The organism is uncultured Desulfobulbus sp., from assembly GCF_963662935.2.
Lineage (GTDB): Bacteria > Desulfobacterota > Desulfobulbia > Desulfobulbales > Desulfobulbaceae > Desulfobulbus.
In genome coordinates, this window is sequence record NZ_CAXXTL010000002.1 from 2,885,258 (window position 1) to 2,904,695 (window position 19,438).

General features: G+C 56.6%; 22 protein-coding genes. 14 read left to right on the plus strand and 8 right to left on the minus strand.

The annotated features are described in order from the left end of the window. The first annotated feature begins 132 nt into the window (after positions 1-132). From ACHZCX_RS17090 to ACHZCX_RS17105, 4 genes are all read left to right on the plus strand, one after another. Positions 133-960 carry a rhodanese-like domain-containing protein gene (locus ACHZCX_RS17090; protein ID WP_319588407.1) on the plus strand — a complete coding sequence of 276 codons (828 nt, stop codon included), beginning with the start codon at positions 133-135 and terminating at the stop codon, positions 958-960. Between the two features lie 138 nt (positions 961-1,098). Further along, entirely contained in the window at positions 1,099-1,761 is a 663-nt protein-coding gene (locus tag ACHZCX_RS17095) for a TusE/DsrC/DsvC family sulfur relay protein (RefSeq protein ID WP_319588408.1), read from the plus strand. Between the two features lie 116 nt (positions 1,762-1,877). After that, positions 1,878-2,087 carry a sulfur reduction protein DsrE gene (locus tag ACHZCX_RS17100; protein WP_319588409.1) on the plus strand — a complete coding sequence of 70 codons (210 nt, stop codon included), beginning with the start codon at positions 1,878-1,880 and terminating at the stop codon, positions 2,085-2,087. Between the two features lie 267 nt (positions 2,088-2,354). Continuing rightward, entirely contained in the window at positions 2,355-2,996 is a 642-nt protein-coding gene (locus ACHZCX_RS17105; RefSeq protein WP_319588410.1) for an alpha/beta fold hydrolase, read from the plus strand. 3 nt (positions 2,997-2,999) lie between these two features. On the opposite strand, the gene selB is transcribed toward ACHZCX_RS17105, so the two are convergent. From selB to ACHZCX_RS17120, 3 genes are all read right to left on the minus strand, one after another. Next, positions 3,000-4,925 (minus strand): selenocysteine-specific translation elongation factor, encoded by a 1,926-nt coding sequence (selB, locus tag ACHZCX_RS17110; protein ID WP_319588411.1) that lies wholly within the window; start codon positions 4,923-4,925, stop codon positions 3,000-3,002. Positions 4,926-4,966: 41 nt separating this feature from the next. Next, on the minus strand, positions 4,967-5,599 hold the full coding sequence (locus tag ACHZCX_RS17115; protein WP_319588412.1) for an MBL fold metallo-hydrolase: 633 nt from the start codon (positions 5,597-5,599) through the stop codon (positions 4,967-4,969). A 69-nt stretch (positions 5,600-5,668) separates the two neighbouring features. Beyond that, positions 5,669-6,616 carry an Mrp/NBP35 family ATP-binding protein gene (locus tag ACHZCX_RS17120; RefSeq protein WP_319588413.1) on the minus strand — a complete coding sequence of 316 codons (948 nt, stop codon included), beginning with the start codon at positions 6,614-6,616 and terminating at the stop codon, positions 5,669-5,671. 323 nt (positions 6,617-6,939) lie between these two features. On the opposite strand from ACHZCX_RS17120, the gene ACHZCX_RS17125 reads away from it, so the two are divergent. The 7 genes from ACHZCX_RS17125 (at position 6,940) to ACHZCX_RS17155 (ending at position 14,112) form a co-directional block, all read left to right on the plus strand. Continuing rightward, positions 6,940-7,086, plus strand: a complete 147-nt coding sequence (locus ACHZCX_RS17125) for a hypothetical protein (protein ID WP_394708803.1) — start codon at positions 6,940-6,942, stop codon at positions 7,084-7,086. Between the two features lie 11 nt (positions 7,087-7,097). Further along, positions 7,098-7,541, plus strand: a complete 444-nt coding sequence (locus ACHZCX_RS17130; RefSeq protein ID WP_319588414.1) for an Hsp20/alpha crystallin family protein — start codon at positions 7,098-7,100, stop codon at positions 7,539-7,541. 1 nt (position 7,542) lies between these two features. Further along, positions 7,543-9,921, plus strand: a complete 2,379-nt coding sequence (lon, locus tag ACHZCX_RS17135) for an endopeptidase La (RefSeq protein ID WP_319588415.1) — start codon at positions 7,543-7,545, stop codon at positions 9,919-9,921. After that, positions 9,921-11,438: a signal recognition particle-docking protein FtsY gene (gene ftsY, locus ACHZCX_RS17140; protein ID WP_319588416.1), complete on the plus strand. Its 1,518-nt coding sequence runs from the start codon at positions 9,921-9,923 to the stop codon at positions 11,436-11,438. Before lon ends, ftsY begins: the two co-directional genes overlap by 1 nt. Before the next feature lie 69 nt (positions 11,439-11,507). Then, positions 11,508-12,347, plus strand: coding sequence for a DnaJ domain-containing protein (locus ACHZCX_RS17145; RefSeq protein ID WP_319588417.1), 840 nt, complete (start codon positions 11,508-11,510; stop codon positions 12,345-12,347). A 54-nt stretch (positions 12,348-12,401) separates the two neighbouring features. Further along, positions 12,402-12,821 (plus strand): YiiD C-terminal domain-containing protein, encoded by a 420-nt coding sequence (locus tag ACHZCX_RS17150; protein WP_319588418.1) that lies wholly within the window; start codon positions 12,402-12,404, stop codon positions 12,819-12,821. A 106-nt stretch (positions 12,822-12,927) separates the two neighbouring features. After that, positions 12,928-14,112, plus strand: a complete 1,185-nt coding sequence (locus ACHZCX_RS17155) for a pyridoxal phosphate-dependent aminotransferase (protein ID WP_319588419.1) — start codon at positions 12,928-12,930, stop codon at positions 14,110-14,112. Positions 14,113-14,196: 84 nt separating this feature from the next. Here ACHZCX_RS17155 and glmM read toward each other — a convergent pair whose 3' ends face one another. The 3 genes from glmM to cdaA all read right to left on the minus strand — a co-directional run bounded on the left by glmM (position 14,197) and on the right by cdaA (position 17,347). Next, the gene (gene glmM / locus ACHZCX_RS17160) at positions 14,197-15,549 is read right to left on the minus strand and encodes a phosphoglucosamine mutase (protein WP_319588420.1); all 1,353 of its coding nucleotides are present in this window, start codon (positions 15,547-15,549) and stop codon (positions 14,197-14,199) included. A gap of 69 nt (positions 15,550-15,618) precedes the next feature. After that, positions 15,619-16,554 carry a CdaR family protein gene (locus tag ACHZCX_RS17165; RefSeq protein WP_319588421.1) on the minus strand — a complete coding sequence of 312 codons (936 nt, stop codon included), beginning with the start codon at positions 16,552-16,554 and terminating at the stop codon, positions 15,619-15,621. After that, positions 16,538-17,347, minus strand: coding sequence for a diadenylate cyclase CdaA (gene cdaA, locus ACHZCX_RS17170; RefSeq protein ID WP_319588422.1), 810 nt, complete (start codon positions 17,345-17,347; stop codon positions 16,538-16,540). The genes ACHZCX_RS17165 and cdaA overlap by 17 nt, the downstream gene beginning before the upstream one ends. A gap of 196 nt (positions 17,348-17,543) precedes the next feature. On the opposite strand from cdaA, the gene ACHZCX_RS17175 reads away from it, so the two are divergent. Together ACHZCX_RS17175 and ACHZCX_RS17180 are read left to right on the plus strand one after the other, a co-directional pair. After that, the gene (locus ACHZCX_RS17175; protein WP_319588423.1) at positions 17,544-18,161 is read left to right on the plus strand and encodes a nitroreductase family protein; all 618 of its coding nucleotides are present in this window, start codon (positions 17,544-17,546) and stop codon (positions 18,159-18,161) included. Beyond that, the gene (locus ACHZCX_RS17180; protein WP_319588424.1) at positions 18,158-18,565 is read left to right on the plus strand and encodes a PGPGW domain-containing protein; all 408 of its coding nucleotides are present in this window, start codon (positions 18,158-18,160) and stop codon (positions 18,563-18,565) included. Before ACHZCX_RS17175 ends, ACHZCX_RS17180 begins: the two co-directional genes overlap by 4 nt. Before the next feature lie 66 nt (positions 18,566-18,631). On the opposite strand, the gene brnA is transcribed toward ACHZCX_RS17180, so the two are convergent. Further along, positions 18,632-18,856, minus strand: a complete 225-nt coding sequence (gene brnA / locus ACHZCX_RS17185; protein ID WP_319588425.1) for a type II toxin-antitoxin system BrnA family antitoxin — start codon at positions 18,854-18,856, stop codon at positions 18,632-18,634. Continuing rightward, positions 18,837-19,109: a BrnT family toxin gene (locus tag ACHZCX_RS17190; RefSeq protein WP_319588426.1), complete on the minus strand. Its 273-nt coding sequence runs from the start codon at positions 19,107-19,109 to the stop codon at positions 18,837-18,839. The genes brnA and ACHZCX_RS17190 overlap by 20 nt, the downstream gene beginning before the upstream one ends. A gap of 113 nt (positions 19,110-19,222) precedes the next feature. Between ACHZCX_RS17190 and ACHZCX_RS17195 the strand changes: the two genes are divergently transcribed. Continuing rightward, positions 19,223-19,414, plus strand: a complete 192-nt coding sequence (locus tag ACHZCX_RS17195; protein WP_319588427.1) for a hypothetical protein — start codon at positions 19,223-19,225, stop codon at positions 19,412-19,414. The last annotated feature ends 24 nt before the right edge of the window (positions 19,415-19,438 follow it).

Below are 19,438 nucleotides of genomic sequence, written 5' to 3' on the forward strand. Positions count from 1 at the left end.
CGAACCAGGCACCTGTGTTGTCGATTCGGCTCAGGAAAAACCATACGATGGGCTTGAAAAACAGCGGCATATTCCCTATAACCAGGCATGTTCGCTGAAAGCGAGAGAATCAAGACTGTACGGGAGGCGGATATGGCCGAGGAGTATCAGGATATCAGCGCGGAGCGGGTGCGCGAGTACATGGCGCGGCATGAGGAGAATGAATATCTGCTCGTTGATGTCCGTCAGCCTGACGAGTACGCGAAGGGGCATATCGCCGGTTCTATCCTCGTCCCCTTGGGGGAAATACCCCAGCGGATGCAGGAATTGCCGGTGGATAAGGACCTTATCTTGTATTGCCGATCCGGCAAGCGGTCAAAAGGCGCGGCCATTTTCATCGGATCGCGGCCCTATGTGGCCGGAACGGTCTTCAATATGACCGGCGGCATCCTCGCCTGGGACGGGCATCTCCTCCCATCTACCCCTAACCTCAAGATTTTTGATCTTTCCGGGAGCGAGCAAGAGCTGCTGTTGCAAGCCATGGATCTGGAACGGGGGGCAGAACAGTTTTATGCGGCCCTGAGCCGGCGTTACGGTGCTGTCCCCTGGACCGAGAGCCTTGCCGTCCTGGCCGGGGCCGAGGAGGCACATGCTCGCATGATCTATCGGTTCTGGGCTGAAGGGCAGGGTGATCCGCCCTCCTTTGAAACGGTTTTTTCCGGTCTGGCCGGGGACATTGTCGAGGGGGGCTTCTCCAGCCCCGCTCTTGTAGCCACGCTCGAGGAGCAACCGATGGAACCCTGCCGCGCTACTCTGGAGATGGCCCTGACCATCGAGTATTCGGCCTACGACCTTTCCCGCAATATGGCGCATCGCTATCAAGATCAACCCATGGAAGCGGTCTTCACCACTATAGCCGAAGCGGAAAAAGAGCATGTGCGGCTTGTGGCCCAGGCCCTGGCGTTTTGTCAGGGCGGGTGAGAGACTTCTTGCGGGAAAATCAATCTGGTGGTACCTGTTTAGCAATAGATTAAACTAGTTGGCAAACAACGGAGTCTTTCCGGACAGTCGTCGGTGGGGTGGTTGACCGGGATTCGTGAGCCATGAAAAGGAGAGGAAATGAAGCCGTTTAGCTATAAGGATGTAACCTACGAATTGGATGACCAGGGATGTTTACTGGACCCCCAGAGTTGGAATCGGGATTTTGCCGAAGGCGTGGCGCGAGAATGCGAAATCCCGGTGCTCTCAAACGAGCATTGGGATGTGATCCAGTATGTCCGCGATGCCTATGGGAAAACCGGCGTCTGTCCGACTATTTTTGCCGCCTGTAAGGCCATCGGTCTGCGGCCCCAAGAAATGCAGAAGCTTTTTCCCACCGGCTACCACCGGGGGCTGTGCCGGGTTGCCGGCGTGCACTACCGGGTCAGTAATATGCCCTACGGCGCCCATCTCAGGGAGTCCGTTGCCGATCTGCGGGCCCTGTCTGGCGACAAGGTCTATGCCACCGATGTCCGTGGCTTTCTTGTCGATCCCGATTCTTGGGATGAGAATTTTGCCGTGCACCGGGCCATGGAGATGCGCATTCCGGGGGGGAAGCTGACCGACGAACATTGGCGGATTCTTTATTATCTTCGCGATGTCCATCAGATACAGCATCGGATTCCCAATATTTACGAAACCTGCGAAAGCTGCGATCTTGACTTGGACAGCTTTGAACAGCTCTTTCCGGACGGCTATCACCGCGGAGCGTTGAAAATAGCCGGTTTGCGGTTTGTCAAATAGGGCTTTGCTCTCTCGTCGCGACAGGATCTGTTTTTTTGGCATCTCGTGCGCGGTGTGATCGCTTTGATCGTGGCAAAGGGTTACCGGTGGTAAACGTTTGACCTGGAGAGAAGAGTATGAAAACTGCCTTGATGGTGTGCAGCGGAGATGCCGAAGTGGTTTGGAATGCCTTCAGAATGGGGAACCTCATGCTGGAGCAGATGGATGACGTTACTATGTTTCTCAACGGGCCTTCGGTGCGGTACGCTTCATTGACCTCAGCGAGCTTTCCTCTCACGGAATTGGCGAAATTGTTCACTCTGTCCGAAGGCGTTTTGCTTGCCTGAGGGAAACTCCTCGACCTCCACGGCGTGGAGGCAATGTACCACCAGCGGGCAAAACAGATCGATTTGTACCAATTGATTGCGGACAGCGACCGATTTATCACTTTTTGATTATGCCGGTTCTCGCGCCGACCATCAGCCAAACCCGCCGGCGTTGTTGAGCCGTTGAGCAGCAGGAGCGTGTGTTGTGGCCGCATCCTCCTGTTCTCAGGGGAAAAATGGTTTGTGAGTCTGCAAAAATACGACCGGAGCGGCCACGGAAGAGGAAATATGCATGAGGGAGTGATCCTGCTTCATGGTCTGGCCCGGACCCGCCGGTCGATGCGGCCGCTGGCAGCGTATTGCAAGCGGCAGGGATACTGTGTCGTCAATGCCGGTTATCCCTCTCGTCGCCACCCCATCGAAATCCTCGCCCAATCTGTCATTCCACCGGCAGTCGCCGCCTTGCGGAGGCAGGGTGTTGCTCGTATTCATTTCGTCACCCATTCCATGGGCGGCATTCTGCTCCGTGCCTATCTGGCCGTACAAATTCCTGCCAATCTGGGGCGGGTGGTGATGCTCAGTCCGCCGAATCAGGGCAGCGAGCTGGTCGATTGTCTCTGCCGTTTTGCCTGGTTTCGTCTGCTTTTTGGACCAGCGGGTTGTCAGCTGGGGACAGCGGAAGAGGCGTCGCCCGCCCGCCTGGGGCCCGCCGCCTTTCCGTTGGGAATTCTCACCGGCAACCGGCCGGCTCTCGGCCTTTCCCGATTTTTCCCAGGACCCAGCGACGGTAAAGTTTCGGTGGCACGGGCGCAACTTCCCGGGATGGCCGACTTTCTCGTCCTCCCCTGTGGGCATTCGCTCATTATGCGGCACCGTTTGGTTCAGGAGCAGGTGACCCATTTCCTGGTAACCGGTCAGTTCAGAAGGTAACCCTTATCCCTTGCGCAGGACGCGCTTGTCGTCGATGCGGATGGTCAGTTTGATCTTGTCGAAGTATTCGAGCAGGGGGATGGAGAATTTTCTGGTCAGGCCGGAAAGCTCCTTGAAGCGTGGCGCATCGATTTCGCCCTCGTGACGGATGAAGGCCACCACCTCTTCCTGTAGGGTCTGGATGGCCGGGGCATGGAAACTGAGGCTTTCATTGATTTTGATCAGGGCTCCCTTGGCAGCCAACAGGTCAATCACCTGGCGGATCTGCTTTTCCGGAAATTCACTGAAGGCGGCCAACACCTCCTTGAGATTGGGCGGGGTAAGGCCAGCCAGGCGGTAGAGTTCACTGATTTTTTGCTCCATCTCCTGTTCGTTCACCTCGAGGGTGACGGTGTGGCCGCTTACTTTAATTTCTGCCCCAACTTGCTCGATCACCCCTTTCCGAACCAAGCCGGCCAGCAGGGCCTGCAAAATTTTCTGCTCTACAGCGGGCCGCAGTTGGGAGCGAAGCTCTTCTTTGGGCAGTCCAGTTTTCAGGGGGTTGGCGCGGTGAAAATTCGTGAGTAGATCAACGATTTGGCGTTGGATACCCATTGCCACGGATGCGGCCAGCATCCGTTGGCTTTCCGAATCGACCACCATGAGCGCCCCGGTGGAAATAGGGTGCTGCAGCTGTTTTTTCAGTTTTTTGCTGAAGACACCGGTGCGGGCCGCCAGTTGATCGGCAGTGATCCCTTTGGAACCGCATTCCTCCACCAGCAACAGCAGTTTTTGCTCGCTATCGGCGGCGGCCAGGGCGGCAAAATGGGCCCGGTTGACCTCCCTGTCCCGTTCTAGGGTTCGTTTCCGTTTCTTGGGCCCATTGTTAAGGATCGTGCCACCGCCGATGGTGGTGATCGGCGAATAGCTGCGGATCACATAGTGATCGCCCGGCCAGACAGCCGCCGGTTCCTGCAGGATCAATTGGATGCGGGTGGTCTCGCCGGGTGTGAGGGTGTCGGATTCCAGCAGGAGAATGCGGCCGACGATCTCCCGGGTGCCCAGATGGACCCGCACTTGGGTCCGGTTTTTCAATTCATTGCGGGCTGAGCGCAGGCAGTGGAATTCGGCGTCGAGCAGGGTGGAGGCGATCAGACTACCCGGAGTGGCCGCCATGTCGCCCCGGTTGATCTGTTCCTTTTCAATGCCCTGGAGATTGATGGCGGTACGATGCCCGGCCTCGACCAGGCCGACATCCTGGCCGTGTACCTGGATACCGCGGATCTTGGCGGTGAGGCCGCCGGGGTAGAACGTCAACTCGGCTCCGGTCTCGATCCGGCCGGAAAGCGAGGTGCCGGTGATCACCGTGCCGAATCCCTTCATCGAAAAAACCCGGTCCACTGCCATGCGAAACGGTCCGAATTCCTCCTGGAAGTTTATCGCGGCGACCTTGGCATCAAGAAGGCGGACAATCTCATCGATCCCCTCACCGTTGACCGAATTAACGGGAACAATCGGTGCATTTTCAAGAAAACTGCCGGTGAAAAAGTCGCGGACCTCTTCGGTGACCATGTCGAGCCATTCCTGCTCAACCATATCTTTTTTGGTGAGGACGACCAGCCCATCACGGACCCCGAGTAGCTGACAAATCTCAAAATGCTCAACTGTCTGCGGCATGATGCCTTCGTCGGCAGCAATGACAAAGGCCACCAAATCCATGCCGGCCGTGCCGGCCACCATGTTGCGGATAAATTTTTCATGTCCGGGTACATCGACAATGCCGAGGCGGTGGCCGCAGGGGAGGTCGAGGTAGGCAAACCCTAGCTCAATGGTGATGCCGCGTTCTTTTTCTTCCTTGAGCCGGTCGGTCTCGATGCCGGTGAGGGCCCGAATCAGGCTGGTTTTGCCGTGATCGACGTGTCCGGCAGTGCCGAGGATGATTTCACGCATGAGCGAGGAGTGGGGTTCCTGTCTGGGGTGAGAGAACCAGCCTAGAGTTCGAGGTAGGGGTTGGTCTTTTCTTCCCTGGCTATGGTGGACTGCAAGCCTCCGTAGCCGTGGCCGGGCCAGACAAAGGTCTCCGGCGGCAGGGTCAGGAGCCTGGTTTTGATGGCGTCGATCATTTGGCGCATGGATCCGCCGGGAAAATCGGAGCGGCCGACTGCGCCGACAAAGAGGGTGTCGCCGGTGAAGCAATGCGGTGCGCTGTACAGACAGATGCCGCCAGGGGTATGGCCGGGGGTGTGAATGACTTGGAGCTGCTCTTCGCCGACGGCAATGACATCGCCGTCGTTGACGATCAGATCAACGGGCGGTGACTCGGGCAGGCCGAGAGAGGAAAAAAAGTCTTTAATGCGCGGTTCATTGAAAAAGGCGGCATCCTCGGCATGCATGACGATCTTGGCGCCGGTGGCCTCCTGGATGCGGGCGTTGCCGCAGACATGGTCGGGATGGCCATGGGTGTTGATGATATAGATGACCTTGAGCCCGCTGGTGCTGCAATAGTCGAGGATGCGGTCCTCATCGCCACCGGGGTCGATTACGGCGGCTTGTTTGGTCTGTTCGCAGGAGACAATATAACAGCAGACCCCCATCATACCAACGGTGAGTTGTTTGACAAGCATAGACCTGATCCCTAAGGGCTGTTTCCCGCAGCCAGCCAGGGCCGACTGCGGGAAGATTGAAGAAGAGTATTATTTGGAGGCGGAAAGGCAGCCGCTGGGACTGCAGGCGCAGCCGGCATTGGCGAAGGGGTTTACCATCACCGGGCCAGGCGGCAGGCGCTGTTCGACTGCGGTGACCACGCCGTTGAAGGCCTTGATGGCTGGGCTGTCCTCGTCCCCGGAGAGATACGGTGTGCCGGTGTCGCCGGCCATGACCACGCGCGGGTCCATGGGCACCCGACCGAGGAAGGGCAGGTCAAAGTCGCGGGCGGTCTGCTCGCCGCCGCCCGTGCTGAAGATGTCCACCGTCTCACCGCAGTGCGGGCAGACAAAACCGGACATATTCTCGACCACGCCGACGATCGGCATCTCGACCGCCTTGCAGAAGTTGATCGACTTGCGAACATCAGCCAGGGCTACGGCCTGCGGGGTGGTGACCACCACCGCATGGACGCCGGGCATGGTCTGGGCAACAGACAGTGGCTCATCACCGGTGCCGGGAGGTGCGTCGACGATCAAATAGTCAAGTGCGCCCCAGTCCATGTCAGCGATAAACTGCCGAATGGCCTGGATCTTGAGCGGTCCGCGCCAGATGATGGCGTCATCCCGGTTTTTCATCATGTATTCCAGGCTGACAACCTTGAGATTGTCGCTGTAGGTCAGCGGTGGAATGAGGTCGTCGGGGTTGGCCGGGGCCTCCAGGCTACCGGTGAGATTGAGCATCCGGCAGACGTCCGGGCCGTGAAGGTCGACATCCATCAGGCCGACTTTGTGGCCTTTTTTTGCGAGGCACAGGGCCAGGTTGACGGCAACAGTCGATTTGCCGACACCTCCCTTGCCGCTCATTACCAGGATTTTATTTTTGATTTTGCCAAGGGACTTGGTGATGGCGATATCCTGCTGGGCCAGGCGGGCATCGCCTGAACCGCAACTGCTTTGCTGATCGCTCCCGCAGGAACTGCCACAAGAACTGCTCATATTTTCCTCCAACGTTAAAAAAAGTGGTGATTAAATTGGGGGTGAACCCGCGGGTGCGCCATCGTCCGGTCCTGTTTGGGCCGCGCCCGGAAATCAGGGTGCGGTGGCGCAGTTGGTATGACCGTAAAAAAGGAGCCCGCGCATTTCCTGCCGGTATATCAAGATCCGGAGATGCCGCGGGGAGGCGAGTTCATCGTGATTTGGGCCTATACATTAATGCTGGCGAGTTGAAAAGCAAATAAAAAAGCAAACGGTCGCCGAGGGGGCCCAACCTGCCATTTGCCTTGTGTTTTTCTTGATTTATATTTGCCGGAAAAGTAATAGTGCTTACTTGTATCGCATCGCCGGGCCGGCAAAACGAGTGGCATTTACCGCTGGCTTATTCCGGCGACATCAACTGCGAGTTGTTTGCCGCCTGCGCGGGAAATTTCGCGGGCATGAATCAGATGCTTTTTCGGAAAGAGGCATAAAGGGGGACCTGATGGATCCATTCAGCAAAAAATTGTTGGAGGAACTGGAACAGATGCAGCAACATACGGGACGCATTCTGCGCTCCATGTCACTGTCCCGGATGATGCCGGTGGAATCGGACGGCTGGCAGCCGGCGGTGGATATTTATGAGGCGGATAATCACATTCATGTCTACGTCGAATTGGCCGGAGTGGTGAGTGACACCCTTCGGGTGACGGTGGACGGTCAGCAATTGCGGATCAGCGGGGTGCGGCAATTACCGCCACACCAGTCGATTGCCTGCATCCATCAGCTCGAAATCGAACTGGGCGGCTTTCAGCGGACCTTGCCCCTGCCCTCCGCCGTCGAGGTTGAAGGGGTCAACTCGGTCTATACCAACGGGATACTCGCGGTGACCCTGCCGAAACAGACCCGGAAGGGCAGAGTGATGATCAGGATAACACCTGGAGAATAAAATGGAAAACGAACAACAAGCGCCACCCAAAAAAATGGATCCTGCCGCGTTGGAGATCCCCGAATCCCTGCCCATTTTGCCGTTGCACGGATTTGTTTTCTATCCCGGCATGGGATTTCCGCTCCAGGTCTCAAGCGACACCTCAAAACAGTTAATCGATGATGTCCTCCTTGGTGACCGCCTGATCGGGCTGGTGCCGAGCCGCCGCGAGCAGGTTTCAGACGACGATATTCTTGGCCCCGAGGATCTTTATCAGGTGGGTGTGGTTGGTTACCTGCACAAGCTGAATAAGGCACCGGAGGGCTACTATCAGGTCCTGATGAGCGGCACCAAGAAAATTGCCGTCTCTGAGTTCATCGCCTCCACCTCCTACATGCGGGCCAAGGTCGTCGAAATCCCGATGGAGATTGTTGAGGATAAGAAAATCGAGGCCCTGTTGTTCAACATCCGGGCCCAGTTCCAAAAACTGGTGAGCGCCACCGAACTGCCCCAGGAACTGGTGGCTACCATCAACAGCCTGACCAACCCCTTTTATGTCGCCTACTTGGTCAGCAGCCAGTTGAACCTGAAAATTGAGATGGAGCAGGAAATTCTCGAGATCACGCCTCTGCACGATCTCCTCCATCGGGTAGCCAAGGAACTGGCCAAGCGGCTGGAAACCGTGGATATGAGCAACCAGCTGCAGGCCTCGATGAAAAAGGACATGGATGAGCGCCAGCGGGAATTTTTCCTCCGTCAACAGTTGCAGGCCATTCGCAAGGAACTAGGCGAGGGGGATGAGGATAAGGTCGAGGTCAAGGAGTTGAAGGAGAAAATAGCCGAAAAGGGCCTCAGTCCCCAGGCCAAAACCGTGATTGACAAGGAGATGACACGGCTGGAACGGATTTCGCCTTCTTCGCCTGAGTATTCGATGTCGCGCAACTATATCGATTGGATTCTCGACCTGCCCTGGACAGATTCCACCAAAGATTCCCTGGACTTGGTGCAGGCGGAGGCAGATCTCAATCAGGATCACTACGGCCTGAAAAAGATCAAAAAACGGATTCTGGAATTTTTAGCGGTCCGCAAGCTCAAAGAAGACATCCATGGACCGATCCTCTGTTTTGTCGGCCCTCCCGGAGTCGGCAAGACCTCGCTCGGCCAGTCCATCGCCCGTACCATGAACCGTAAGTTTGTGCGTATCGCGCTCGGCGGTGTTCGTGATGAGGCCGAGATTCGCGGCCACCGGCGCACCTATGTCGGTGCGCTGCCGGGGCGGATCATCGAAAGCCTCAAGCGGGCCGGGGCGAACAACCCGGTGTTTCTACTCGACGAGGTCGACAAGCTGGGCAATGATTTTCGCGGCGATCCTTCGTCGGCACTGCTCGAAGTCCTTGATCCTGAACAGAACTCAACCTTCACCGACCATTACCTGGACATCGAATTCGATCTGTCCAAGGTGATGTTCATCGCCACCGCCAATGTGCTCGATACCATCCCCGGGCCGCTCCGCGACCGGATGGAGGTGGTCGAACTCTCCGGCTACACCCAGCAGGAGAAGGTGGCCATCGCCACCCGTCATCTATTGGCCAAACAGCTGGAGGCCCATGCCCTGACGCCCGATGATCTGGAGATTCCGGAGGCAACCATTGAGGCGCTGATCGCCTCCTACACCCGCGAGGCCGGGGTGCGCAATCTCGAGCGCGAGATCGCTGCCCTCTGCCGGGGTACGGCCGCTGCCATCGCCCGTGGCCGGACCGAGAAGACGGTCGTCACCCCAGAAAAATTGTATGATTTCCTGGGGCCGCAGCGTTTCTATCCCGAGATGAAGGCCCGCAGCTGGGGCCCGGGACTAGCGACCGGACTGGCCTGGACTCCGGTGGGCGGGCAGATCCTCTTTATCGAAACCTCAAGTATGAAGGGCAAGGGAGGGTTGACGCTGACCGGTAAACTCGGCGATGTGATGAAGGAATCGGCCACCGCGGCGCTGACCTATATTAAATCCCATGCCAAAGATCTGGGAATTGACGAGGATATTTTTGCGGGTATCGACCTCCATGTCCATGTGCCCGAGGGTGCCATTCCCAAAGACGGGCCCTCGGCCGGGGTGGCCATGGTCTCGTCGCTGGTTTCGGTGATCCTTGGTTGTCCGGTCCGTCAGGATGTGGCTATGACCGGCGAAATTACCCTGCGCGGTGATGTCCTGCCTGTGGGCGGTATCGGCGAGAAGGTCCTGGCTGCGCTCCGGGCCGGGATAAAGGAGTTGATCCTGCCGGTGCTCAACGAAAAGGATGTGCTGGAGATCCCCGAGGATATTCGCAAAGGCGTGATCTTCCACTATCCCCACACCATCCGCGAAGTTCTGGCCATCGCCATTGAGAAAACAGAGGCAAAGAGCTGATGCTGGGTTGGTTCAAGAAAAAATTCGGCAAACAGACGGCCGATCCCGATGCGATTGAGGCAGATCTAAGACAAGAACCTGTCGAGGAGGTCCTCTCTTCTACACCTCTGGTCGAGCCGCCGCCGGAATCTATCGTGGAACCAACGGTTGTCGAGTCTGATGAACCGGTTGCCGTTGCCAAGGAACCCCTTGCGGTGGATGCGGTTGCAGACGAGCAGGTCATGGTCGAAGTGGCTGTACCTGTGGTCGAACCATCGACCCTCGAGGCCGATACCGGTGCGGTCGCCGATGAGACGGTTGTCGAGGAACTGGCAGCCGCCCTGGAGCAGCCTGTCGCTGAACAACCTCCTGCCCAGGCTTTCGATCTTCCGGCCGAGGAAACCCCCTTACAACAATCGGCGGAAGAATGTTCCGCCATTACTCCTGGTGCTGCCGGTACTCATGAGTTGGCAGAAATCATCGCAGAGGAGCCGGTAGCCGGGGAAGTCGATGCCGGTGAGGAAGAATCCGCCCTTGAACCGGCGCCCGCTGAACCTATCGTTCCGGCCGAGCCCCTTGTTGCCATAACCCAGGAAAAACCGGCGAGCAAATCGCTGTTTCAACGCCTGCAGGAGCGGCTGGGCAAGACCAAGGACTCCTTGGTGTACCGCCTTGACCGGCTTTTTTTGGGGAAGAAGGAGATCGATCAGGATCTCTTCGAGCAACTGGAGGAGATCTTGATTACCGCCGATATGGGCGTGACCACCACCTTGGAGCTACTCGATGCGGCCCGGAAAAAGGTCAAGCGTGACCAGTTGAGCGATCCCCAGGCGTTGAAGGCCATTCTTCGTGACCAGATTCTCGCCTATATCGAGGCCTCGGAGCAGCCGGCCGAGCTGGTGATGCCTGAAGAAGGACCTTTTGTTATCATGGTGGTTGGGGTCAACGGTGTTGGCAAGACCACCACCATCGGCAAAATGGCTGCCAAGTTTGTTCGCGCCGGGCAATCGGTGCTCATGGTGGCCGGCGACACTTTTCGCGCCGCCGCCATCAACCAGTTGCGGATCTGGGGTGAGCGGGTCGGGGTCGAAGTTATTGCCCAGAATCCCGGCTCCGATCCTTCCTCCGTCGTCTTTGACGGTCTTGAATACGGTGTCGCTCATCATCACGACGTCATTCTCATTGATACCGCCGGTCGCCTCCATACCAGTGTGAACCTGATGGCGGAACTCAAGAAGATCAAGCGGGTCATCGGCAAGAAGATGCCGGGTGCGCCGCACGAGGTGATGCTGGTTCTCGATGCCACCACCGGTCAGAACGGCATCTCCCAGGCCAAGCTGTTCCACGAGGCCGTGGGCGTGAGCGGCTTGACTTTGACCAAACTCGACGGCACCGCCAAGGGCGGGATCGTGGCTAATGTTTGCCGGGAAACCAAGATCCCGGTCCGCTTCATCGGCATCGGCGAACAAATTGATGATCTTCGCGATTTTGATGCCCGCGAGTTTGTTGATGCCCTCTTTGCCGGTCAGGAGGGCTGATCGCCCAGCCGGTGTCAGCTGCAACGGCGGACAAGCCGATTGCCCCATTTTTTAAAATAGTAGATCAGAATGGAATATCGACAACATAATCAACCGGGTTGCGGCGGCTGTCTGCTCCTGCTCGTCGTGCTGGCCTTAGTCACCGGTGGCGCGCCGGCCCTGCTCAATCTCCTCGGCTTCATCTTTTATTCCGGTCTGGCCGGGATCCTGTTGCTGGTTGGAGCGTTCTGGGCGTTCACCTATTATGTCCGGCGGCGAGTCTCCACCTATGAGGCCACGCAGTCTGAAAGCCACAATCGCTTTGTTATTCTCCTGGTCAATATTCTGGTGAAGATCGCCCAGGCCGACGGCCATTTTACCCGGCCGGAACTCAATGCCATTCTCAATTTCTTCCAGTACCAGCTCCGTTACAACCAGGATCAGATGTACTGGGTCAAACAACTGGTCAAGGAGGCGCGAGAGAACACGACCGATCTGCGCCAATTGCTGGAAGAGTTCCGTACCGGTTTTGCGTACGAGCCGCGCTTGATCCTGCTGGAGCTGATCTATCAAATCATCTACACCAAGCAGCCGCCGCCGCAAAACGAGTTGCTACTGGCGCGGGAAATCGCCGGATTGCTGCAGATTTCCGTGTATGATCAGCGGACCATCGAAGCGAAATACATGTACCGCCAGCGGCAGGAGGCCGCAACTTCCGGTCAGGTGGAGGAGCAGTATTATGCAGTGCTCGGCTTGGAAAAGGGGGCTGAATTTGCTGAGATCAAGAAAGCCTACCGCAAGCTGTCCATGCAGTATCATCCGGACAAGGTCGGACATCTGGGCGAGGAATTCAAGAAGATTGCCGAGGAAAAGATGAAGGAAATCAACGTGGCCTACGGCTACTTTGAAAAGAAATTTGCCGGCAGGTGAGGTGGTGGTTGGGGCATTTTTTTACATTCAAAGCTGCGAGTAGGAGAGAGCAAAATGGACATAACCCAAATTCCTTTCAACGCCTTTGTCGAAATTCACCACTTCGATTCCGGCAATCATAAGTTGGCGCTTCGATTCAAGGATCATATGAAAAACCATCTAGGCACGTTTCACGCGAGCGCCCAATTCGCCCTTGCCGAAGCGTGCAGCGGATGCTCCTTGCAGCAGCATTTTCCTCATCTGGCCAATGTTGTTGTCCCGGTGTTAAGGAAATCGGAGATTAAATTTAAAAAACCGGCCGAATCCGACATCCACGCCGAGGCCGGAATCGATACAGAAACAAAAGAGCAGTTTGAGCAACATCTTGCAAAGAAAGGCCGCGCGACCATAACCGTGCCTGTCGATATCAAAGACGAAAACGGGACGATTACCATGAGTGGCGTCTTCGAATGGTTCGTGCAAAAAATCAATTAAATCAAAAACTCTAACACCGTCCCCATGACTCTCGGGCCGCGGGTCTGTGGGGTTCGCTTGGGGTCGGGTAATCTTACCATTTAATATCAGTGAAAAGGGGTGCACAATGAGTGGTGTTGCCAAGAAGATGCGGGCGTTTGCGGAGAATTCCTCCTGGATTCGGAAGATGTTCGAGGAAGGGGCGAGAATGAAGGCGGAGTTCGGGGCTGACAAGGTCTTTGATTTCAGTATTGGCAACCCCGATGTGCCGCCACCGGCCAAATTTTACACCGTACTTCGCGAGCTGGCGCAAAACGAGCAGCCTGGCATTCACGGCTACATGCCCAATGCCGGCTATCCTTTTGTTCGTGAGGCCCTGGCCAAGCGACTCGGCGCCGAGCAGGGCGTCAATCTACAAGCAGGCGATATCCTCATGACCTGCGGTGCGGCCGGCGGCCTCAATGTCATCTTTAAGGCTCTGCTCGACCCCGGCGATGAGGTCATCATCCTTTCTCCGTTTTTCGTTGAATATCATTTCTACATCGATAATCACGGCGGTGTGGCCAAGATTGTGCCCACGGACAAGGAGTTCAATCTCGACCTGGGGGCAATTGAGCAGGCCCTGAACGAAAAGACCAAGATCGTCTTGATCAACAGCCCCAACAACCCCACCGGCCAGATCTATTCGGCTGAATCTCTGCAGCAACTCGGCAAGTTGCTGGATGCAGCGGGTGCGAGGTTCAACACCACCATCTACCTGGTTTCCGATGAGCCGTACCGTAACATCGTCTTTGACAACCACGATGTGCCGCCGCTGATGAACACCACCACCAATGCCATCCTCGCTTCCTCTTATTCCAAGGAGCTGTCCCTTCCGGGTGAGCGCATTGGTTACCTGGCAGTGCATCCGGAGATGGCGGACAAAGAGGCGGTTCTTGGTGCCCTGACGCTCGCCAACCGCATCCTCGGTTTTGTCAATGCCCCGGCCTTGATGCAGCGGGCGGTGGTGCAGTTGCAGGATGTCTCGGCGGACAATTCGATCTATGCCCGGCGGCTTGAGGCCTTCTGCAAGGTTCTGGACGAGGCCGGCATGACCTATGTCCGGCCCAAGGGCGCTTTTTACCTCTTCCCCCAGACGCCGATCGACGATGTCGAGTTCTGCCGCCTCCTGGCGGAACAAAAAATTCTTGCCGTTCCCGGACGGGGTTTCGGCCTGCCCGGGCACATACGGCTGGCCTTCTGCGTTGATGAAAAGGTGATCGCCCGGTCAGTCGATGGGTTCAAAAAGGCGATGGCCCAGGCGAAGAAATAAAAATTCTAAACTACATCGAGATTCAAAAAGAAAAAAAAAGGGCCGTCTTTCCAGAAAGAAGGCCCTTTTTTTTGGGGTGTTTTTTCAGCCCCGGTCAGCCTTGCGGATCACATCGCAGAGTTCATGGGCAATAGTCGCAATCTCCTGCTCGTCCTCACCTTCGGTCATCACCCGAATGACCGGTTCGGTGCCCGAAGCTCGAACCAGGATGCGGCCCCGGTTGCCCAGTTGTTGTTCCGCCTGTTCAAGGGCCTCAGGAAAACCAGGGATAAGCTCTGGGGCGATCCGCGAAGCCATGCGCACGTTTTGCAGCACCTGGGGAAAGGTGGACATGATGGTGGCCAGTTCGGAGAGCGGCTTGTTTTTCTTGATCATGATCGCCAGCAACTGCAAGCCGGCCAGGATACCGTCACCGGTGGTGTTGTGGTCGAGGAAGACCAGATGGCCGGACTGCTCGCCGCCGAAGTTGTACCCCTTGGCCCTCATGGCCTCAACCACATAGCGGTCGCCGACCTGGGTGCGGATCATCTGCCCACCCATGGCAGTCATGGCCTGCTCCAGTCCCATATTGCTCATCACCGTGGCCACCAGGGTTTTCTTTTTCAGCTTGCGTCGGTGCATCAGGTCGCTGGCGCAGATGGCCATGATATGGTCGCCATCAACAATGGCGCCGTGCTCGTCGCAAACGATCAATCGGTCGCCGTCGCCATCGAGCGCCAAGCCGATGTCCGCGCCTAGTTGCTTGACCTTGGCGGCCATTACCTCCGGATGGAGGGCGCCGCATTCATGGTTGATGTTTTTACCATCGGGCTCAGCACCGATGGTGGTTACCTTGGCCCCCAGTTCCGAGAAGACATGGGGCGCCACCCGGTAGGTCGCGCCATGGGCGCAGTCGAGCACGATGTGGAAATCGTCGAGCACGTAATCCTTGGGGAAGGTATTTTTTAAATAGACGATATAACGGCCGCAGGAATCCTCAATGCGCGAGGCCTTGCCGACCTCATCGGCTACCGGCCGCAGAGCCGCCATCTTTTGCGAGAAGATCAGATCCTCGATGTCAGCCTCCATCTCATCAGGCAGCTTATACCCGTCGGCGGAAAATATCTTGATGCCGTTGTCCTGGAAAGGGTTGTGCGAGGCCGAGATGACCACGCCGGCGTCGGCCCGCATCGAGGTGGTGATGAAAGCGATACCCGGCGTGGGCAGAGGGCCGACCAACTGGACATTGACCCCCATGGAGCAGATGCCGGCGGCCAGGGCGTTCTCGAGCATGTAGCCGGAAAGCCGTGTATCCTTGCCGATGACAATAGTGTTGCCCTTGACCTGGTTTTTGACAATAAAGGCGATGGCCCGGCCGATCTGCATGGCGATCTCTGTGGTCATGGGGTAGATGTTGGCTACGCCGCGCACGCCGTCGGTTCCAAAGAGTTTTTTCATAAGTTGTTCCTGTTGTGGCTGTTGAGTCTGAAGAATGGATTCATTTGTGGGCAATTTGACGGCTCCCGCTCAGGGCAAAATACGGGCCTTGTCCGGGGTGATTTTGAGGATGACGATGGGGGCATACCCCGGCAAGTTGACGCCGTTGACCAGGATCTGGACCTCCTGATCAGCCTTGTCAGCAGAGGCGTTGACTGATGCCTGGAACAGAGTGGCCAGTTCCGGGGTCATGCGGACGATCCGTTCCGGAATCTCCGCTTCCACGGTCACTGTGGGTGGGAAAAATCTCACCGGTGTCCCGGCTTCCTTGCTGTTGATCGGAATGGCCCGGACGGTTTTCCGGACCATGATTTCTTTGAGGGCGACCTTGGCCTCGATCACGGTCTCACCAATGAGTTTCAACAGGGCTTCATTCAGGTCGAGATGTACCTGAAAGGTACTGGAGCTGTCGACGCCCTCAAGATTGATGACTGCGGTTTTCAGGGACTCTTCTTTTTCAAGAATGGTTTGCGGTCCGGTGACGCTGATGTGTCGCGGGGTGAAGGTCAAACTTTCCAGGATAAAACCGGCGGCCGGCTTGCCTTTGGTAATCGGCGTAATGGGAAAATCCTTCCGGGTCAACCGGTCGACCTGCAGGGTGATGTTGGCTGGCTGCACCCGCTGCACCGTAATACCATGCGGCAGAGTGATGGATTCGGCATCATTCTTGACGACTAGGGTCCCCGGTTCCGCTTTGCCCAGGTCAATCGGCCGGGAAATGTTCTGCTGCCGCATCTCCTGGATCAGCCGACGGGAACCACTGAGAACCACCTCGATATCTTTTCGGTACTGGTTGGCAATGACCAGATTGGCAGGAAGGTTGCGCAATTCCAGGGGGATGGTAACGGTCATGTCCACCCGGTCCTCGCCAACCACGGAAAACCAGAGGCTGGCCCCGATGATGAGGGAGAGCAGTTTGAGCACCCAGTGTTTGGAGAGCAAAGAAAAATCAGGCTTTCTTTTCATGGCGTCGCAACAGGGGCAACCAGGTTTTCCAGCGCGCGGTCTTTTTACGCGGCGCCAGCAGTTCCTTGAGGGTGGCGGTCAGGGTTTTTTCGTCGTGAAAGGTGGTGATCTGCCCATGCTGGACCAGGGAAATCTCCTGGGTCTCCTCGGAAACCACGATAATGATCGCATCGGTTTCCTCGGACAGGCCAAGGGCAGCGCGGTGGCGGGTGCCGAACCGTTTGTCGATGCGTGTACTCTGTGAAAGCGGCAGCAGGCAACCCGAGGAATGGATGCGGCCCTTGTGGATGATGACGCCGCCGTCGTGCATGGGTGAGGCGGGAAGGAAGATGGCCACCAGCAACTCATGGCGCAGGCGGGCGTCAAGCCGATGGCCGGTATCGACAAGGTCGCGCAGGCCGGTGTCGCGCTCAATAACCATGAGTGCGCCAATGCGGCGTCTGGCCATGTAGGTGGCGGCGCGGACGATCTCCTCCATGTCTTGTTCGGCAGTATCGTCGGCCTTATGAAAGGGGGTTTTGCCCATTTGAGTGAGGGCGCGACGGATATCGGTCTGGAAAAGGATGACGATCACCACCAGGATCGAGCCGAGAAAGGTCTTGAGCAGCCAGTGCAGGGTTTGCAGTTCGAACTTGCCGGAGAGGAAATAGATGATAATAATGAGCGCGATGCCGACCAGCATCTGTACGGCCCGGGTGCCGCGGATGAGCAGCATGATACGGTAAATGATGAACGAGACGAGCAGGATATCGACGATATCCAGCAGTCGCATGGAAGGAATCGCATCAAGCATACAAGGATCAGGGAGAAAGTCGGTTAATATTGGTCAGGTGTCTGATATGTAGCATGTCGCTTGCCGATTGAACAGGAAAATTAGGGGTGTCGGGCCGTAGGTGGATAGAGTGCAGGGGGACGGCAATAATTGAGCAGCCTGCAGTCGATGAGCTGAAAGGCAAACAGCCTGAAGGGCTGGTCTAAAGGGTTAATACATGGAGAGGAAAGAAGAAAAGATGCTAAGCCAATTGGTGAGACGGACGCGGACAATTCGTCGTTTTGAGGAAGAGAGGAAGATTGATCCGGCCCTGCTGCAGAACTTGATTGATCTGGCCCGGTTGGGTGGATCGGCACGCAATGCGCAGGTGCTGAAATACATAGTGATCACCGAAGACGCCTTGCGCCAGCAGCTCTTTCCCCTCCTCGGTTGGGCAGGGTACCTGCGCGATTGGCCTGGTCCGGGGCCGGGAGAACGGCCTCCTGTCTATATTGTCTGCCTGCTGGACAGGGAGTTGCTGCGGGGCCCGGAAGCCGAGGCTCATTTTGATCTGGGCATTGCCACCCAGAATCTGTTGCTCGGCGCGGCCGAATGCGGCCTTTTCGGCTGCCGCATCGGCGCCTTTTCGCCAGGGCTGGTGCAGCGGTTGCTCCAGTTGGAGGATCGTTTTAAGGTGCTTTTAGTGGTGGCTCTCGGGTATCCGGCTGAGACGGTGGTTTTGGAAGAAGTCGGCGTCGATGGAGACATCCGCTACTGGCACGACCAGCAGGGCGTGCACCATGTGCCCAAGCGGGCGCTTGCGGACATTCTCCTCGAACCACCGGTGGTTGCGTGAGTCGCGTCGATATGTTGCAACTCCTTGGTCTATTTTCTCTGGTGACCTTTGTTGGCAGCTTGATTGCGGTGCCCTGGTTGATCGGCCGGATGCCGCCGGATTATTTTCTCACCCACTGGCAGAAAGTCGAAGCTCGGCATCGCCGGCATCCAGCTCTGGCCTTGGTGATTGTGCTCCTGCGCAATGGACTTGGCATTTGTCTGCTCATCGCCGGCATTGCCATGCTGGTGCTGCCGGGCCAAGGGCTGCTGACCATGCTTGTCGGCATCTGCTTGATGGATTTTCCCGGCAAGCGTCGTCTGATTGACCGGCTGGCGGGGATTCCCCAAATACAGCGGGCCTTGAACTGGGTGCGTCGCAAACAGGGCAAGGTGGAGTTTGTTTTTACGGGAAAGCAGGGGTAGGTGAGATTTCTCTAGGGCACACGGTGAGAATAGGGGGAAACGTGGTTTGTCCCCCTTTGTCGCGCGCTACGCAGCGTTTTTCAACTTTTCAGCGATCCAAACTTTTACAAGAGCCTGCCTGGTAATGCCAAGACGATGAGCTTGTTTGTCGAGCCCAGCCACAACCCAAGCTGGGAAGTCAATATTAACCCGCCTACTCTCTTGGTTGATCCGACGAGCCTTTGAAAAATCAAGTTCTTGGGTCAGGTCATCGCCTGCATCAAATTTTTCGTCAAATTTCTGAGCTTCCATAATACACCACCTCTTTTTCCCGTGAGCGACGGACCGATATAATTCTTAGGGAATCATCTCGGTATGTAATGACCGCTGACCAATGGTTAGAACCGATTTTGCCAACAACGAGCCAACGGCCTTCGTCTTCAACGGTCTTGGCTGGGATTTCAAGCACGTCCCAGTCATCCCATAGCGCTTGCGCTTCAACAAAATCTATGCCGTGTTTCTGTTTGTTGGCAGCGCTTTTTTTAGGGTCAAATTCAAATTGCATGCTATTAAGGTATAATATGTATACCATTATGCAATAGAAAAAGAGAAAGAGGAGGCAGGCCACTGCTCTTTTCTCAGAAAAACGTGGTCTGCCCCCCATCGCCATTGGTGAGTGTGATCCTGTGCAACGGTTTCGGCTTTTGCCTGATGGATTTTCCCGGCAAGCGTCGCCTGATTGACCGGTTGGTGGGGATTCCCCAAATACAGCGGGCCTTGAACTGGGTGCGCCGCAAACAGGGGAAGGCGGAGTTTGTTTTTCCGGGAAAGCAGGAAGGGAAGATTGCGTCGTCATTGCAAGGGAGATGAGATAAACTTCCGGCCATGGTTGAG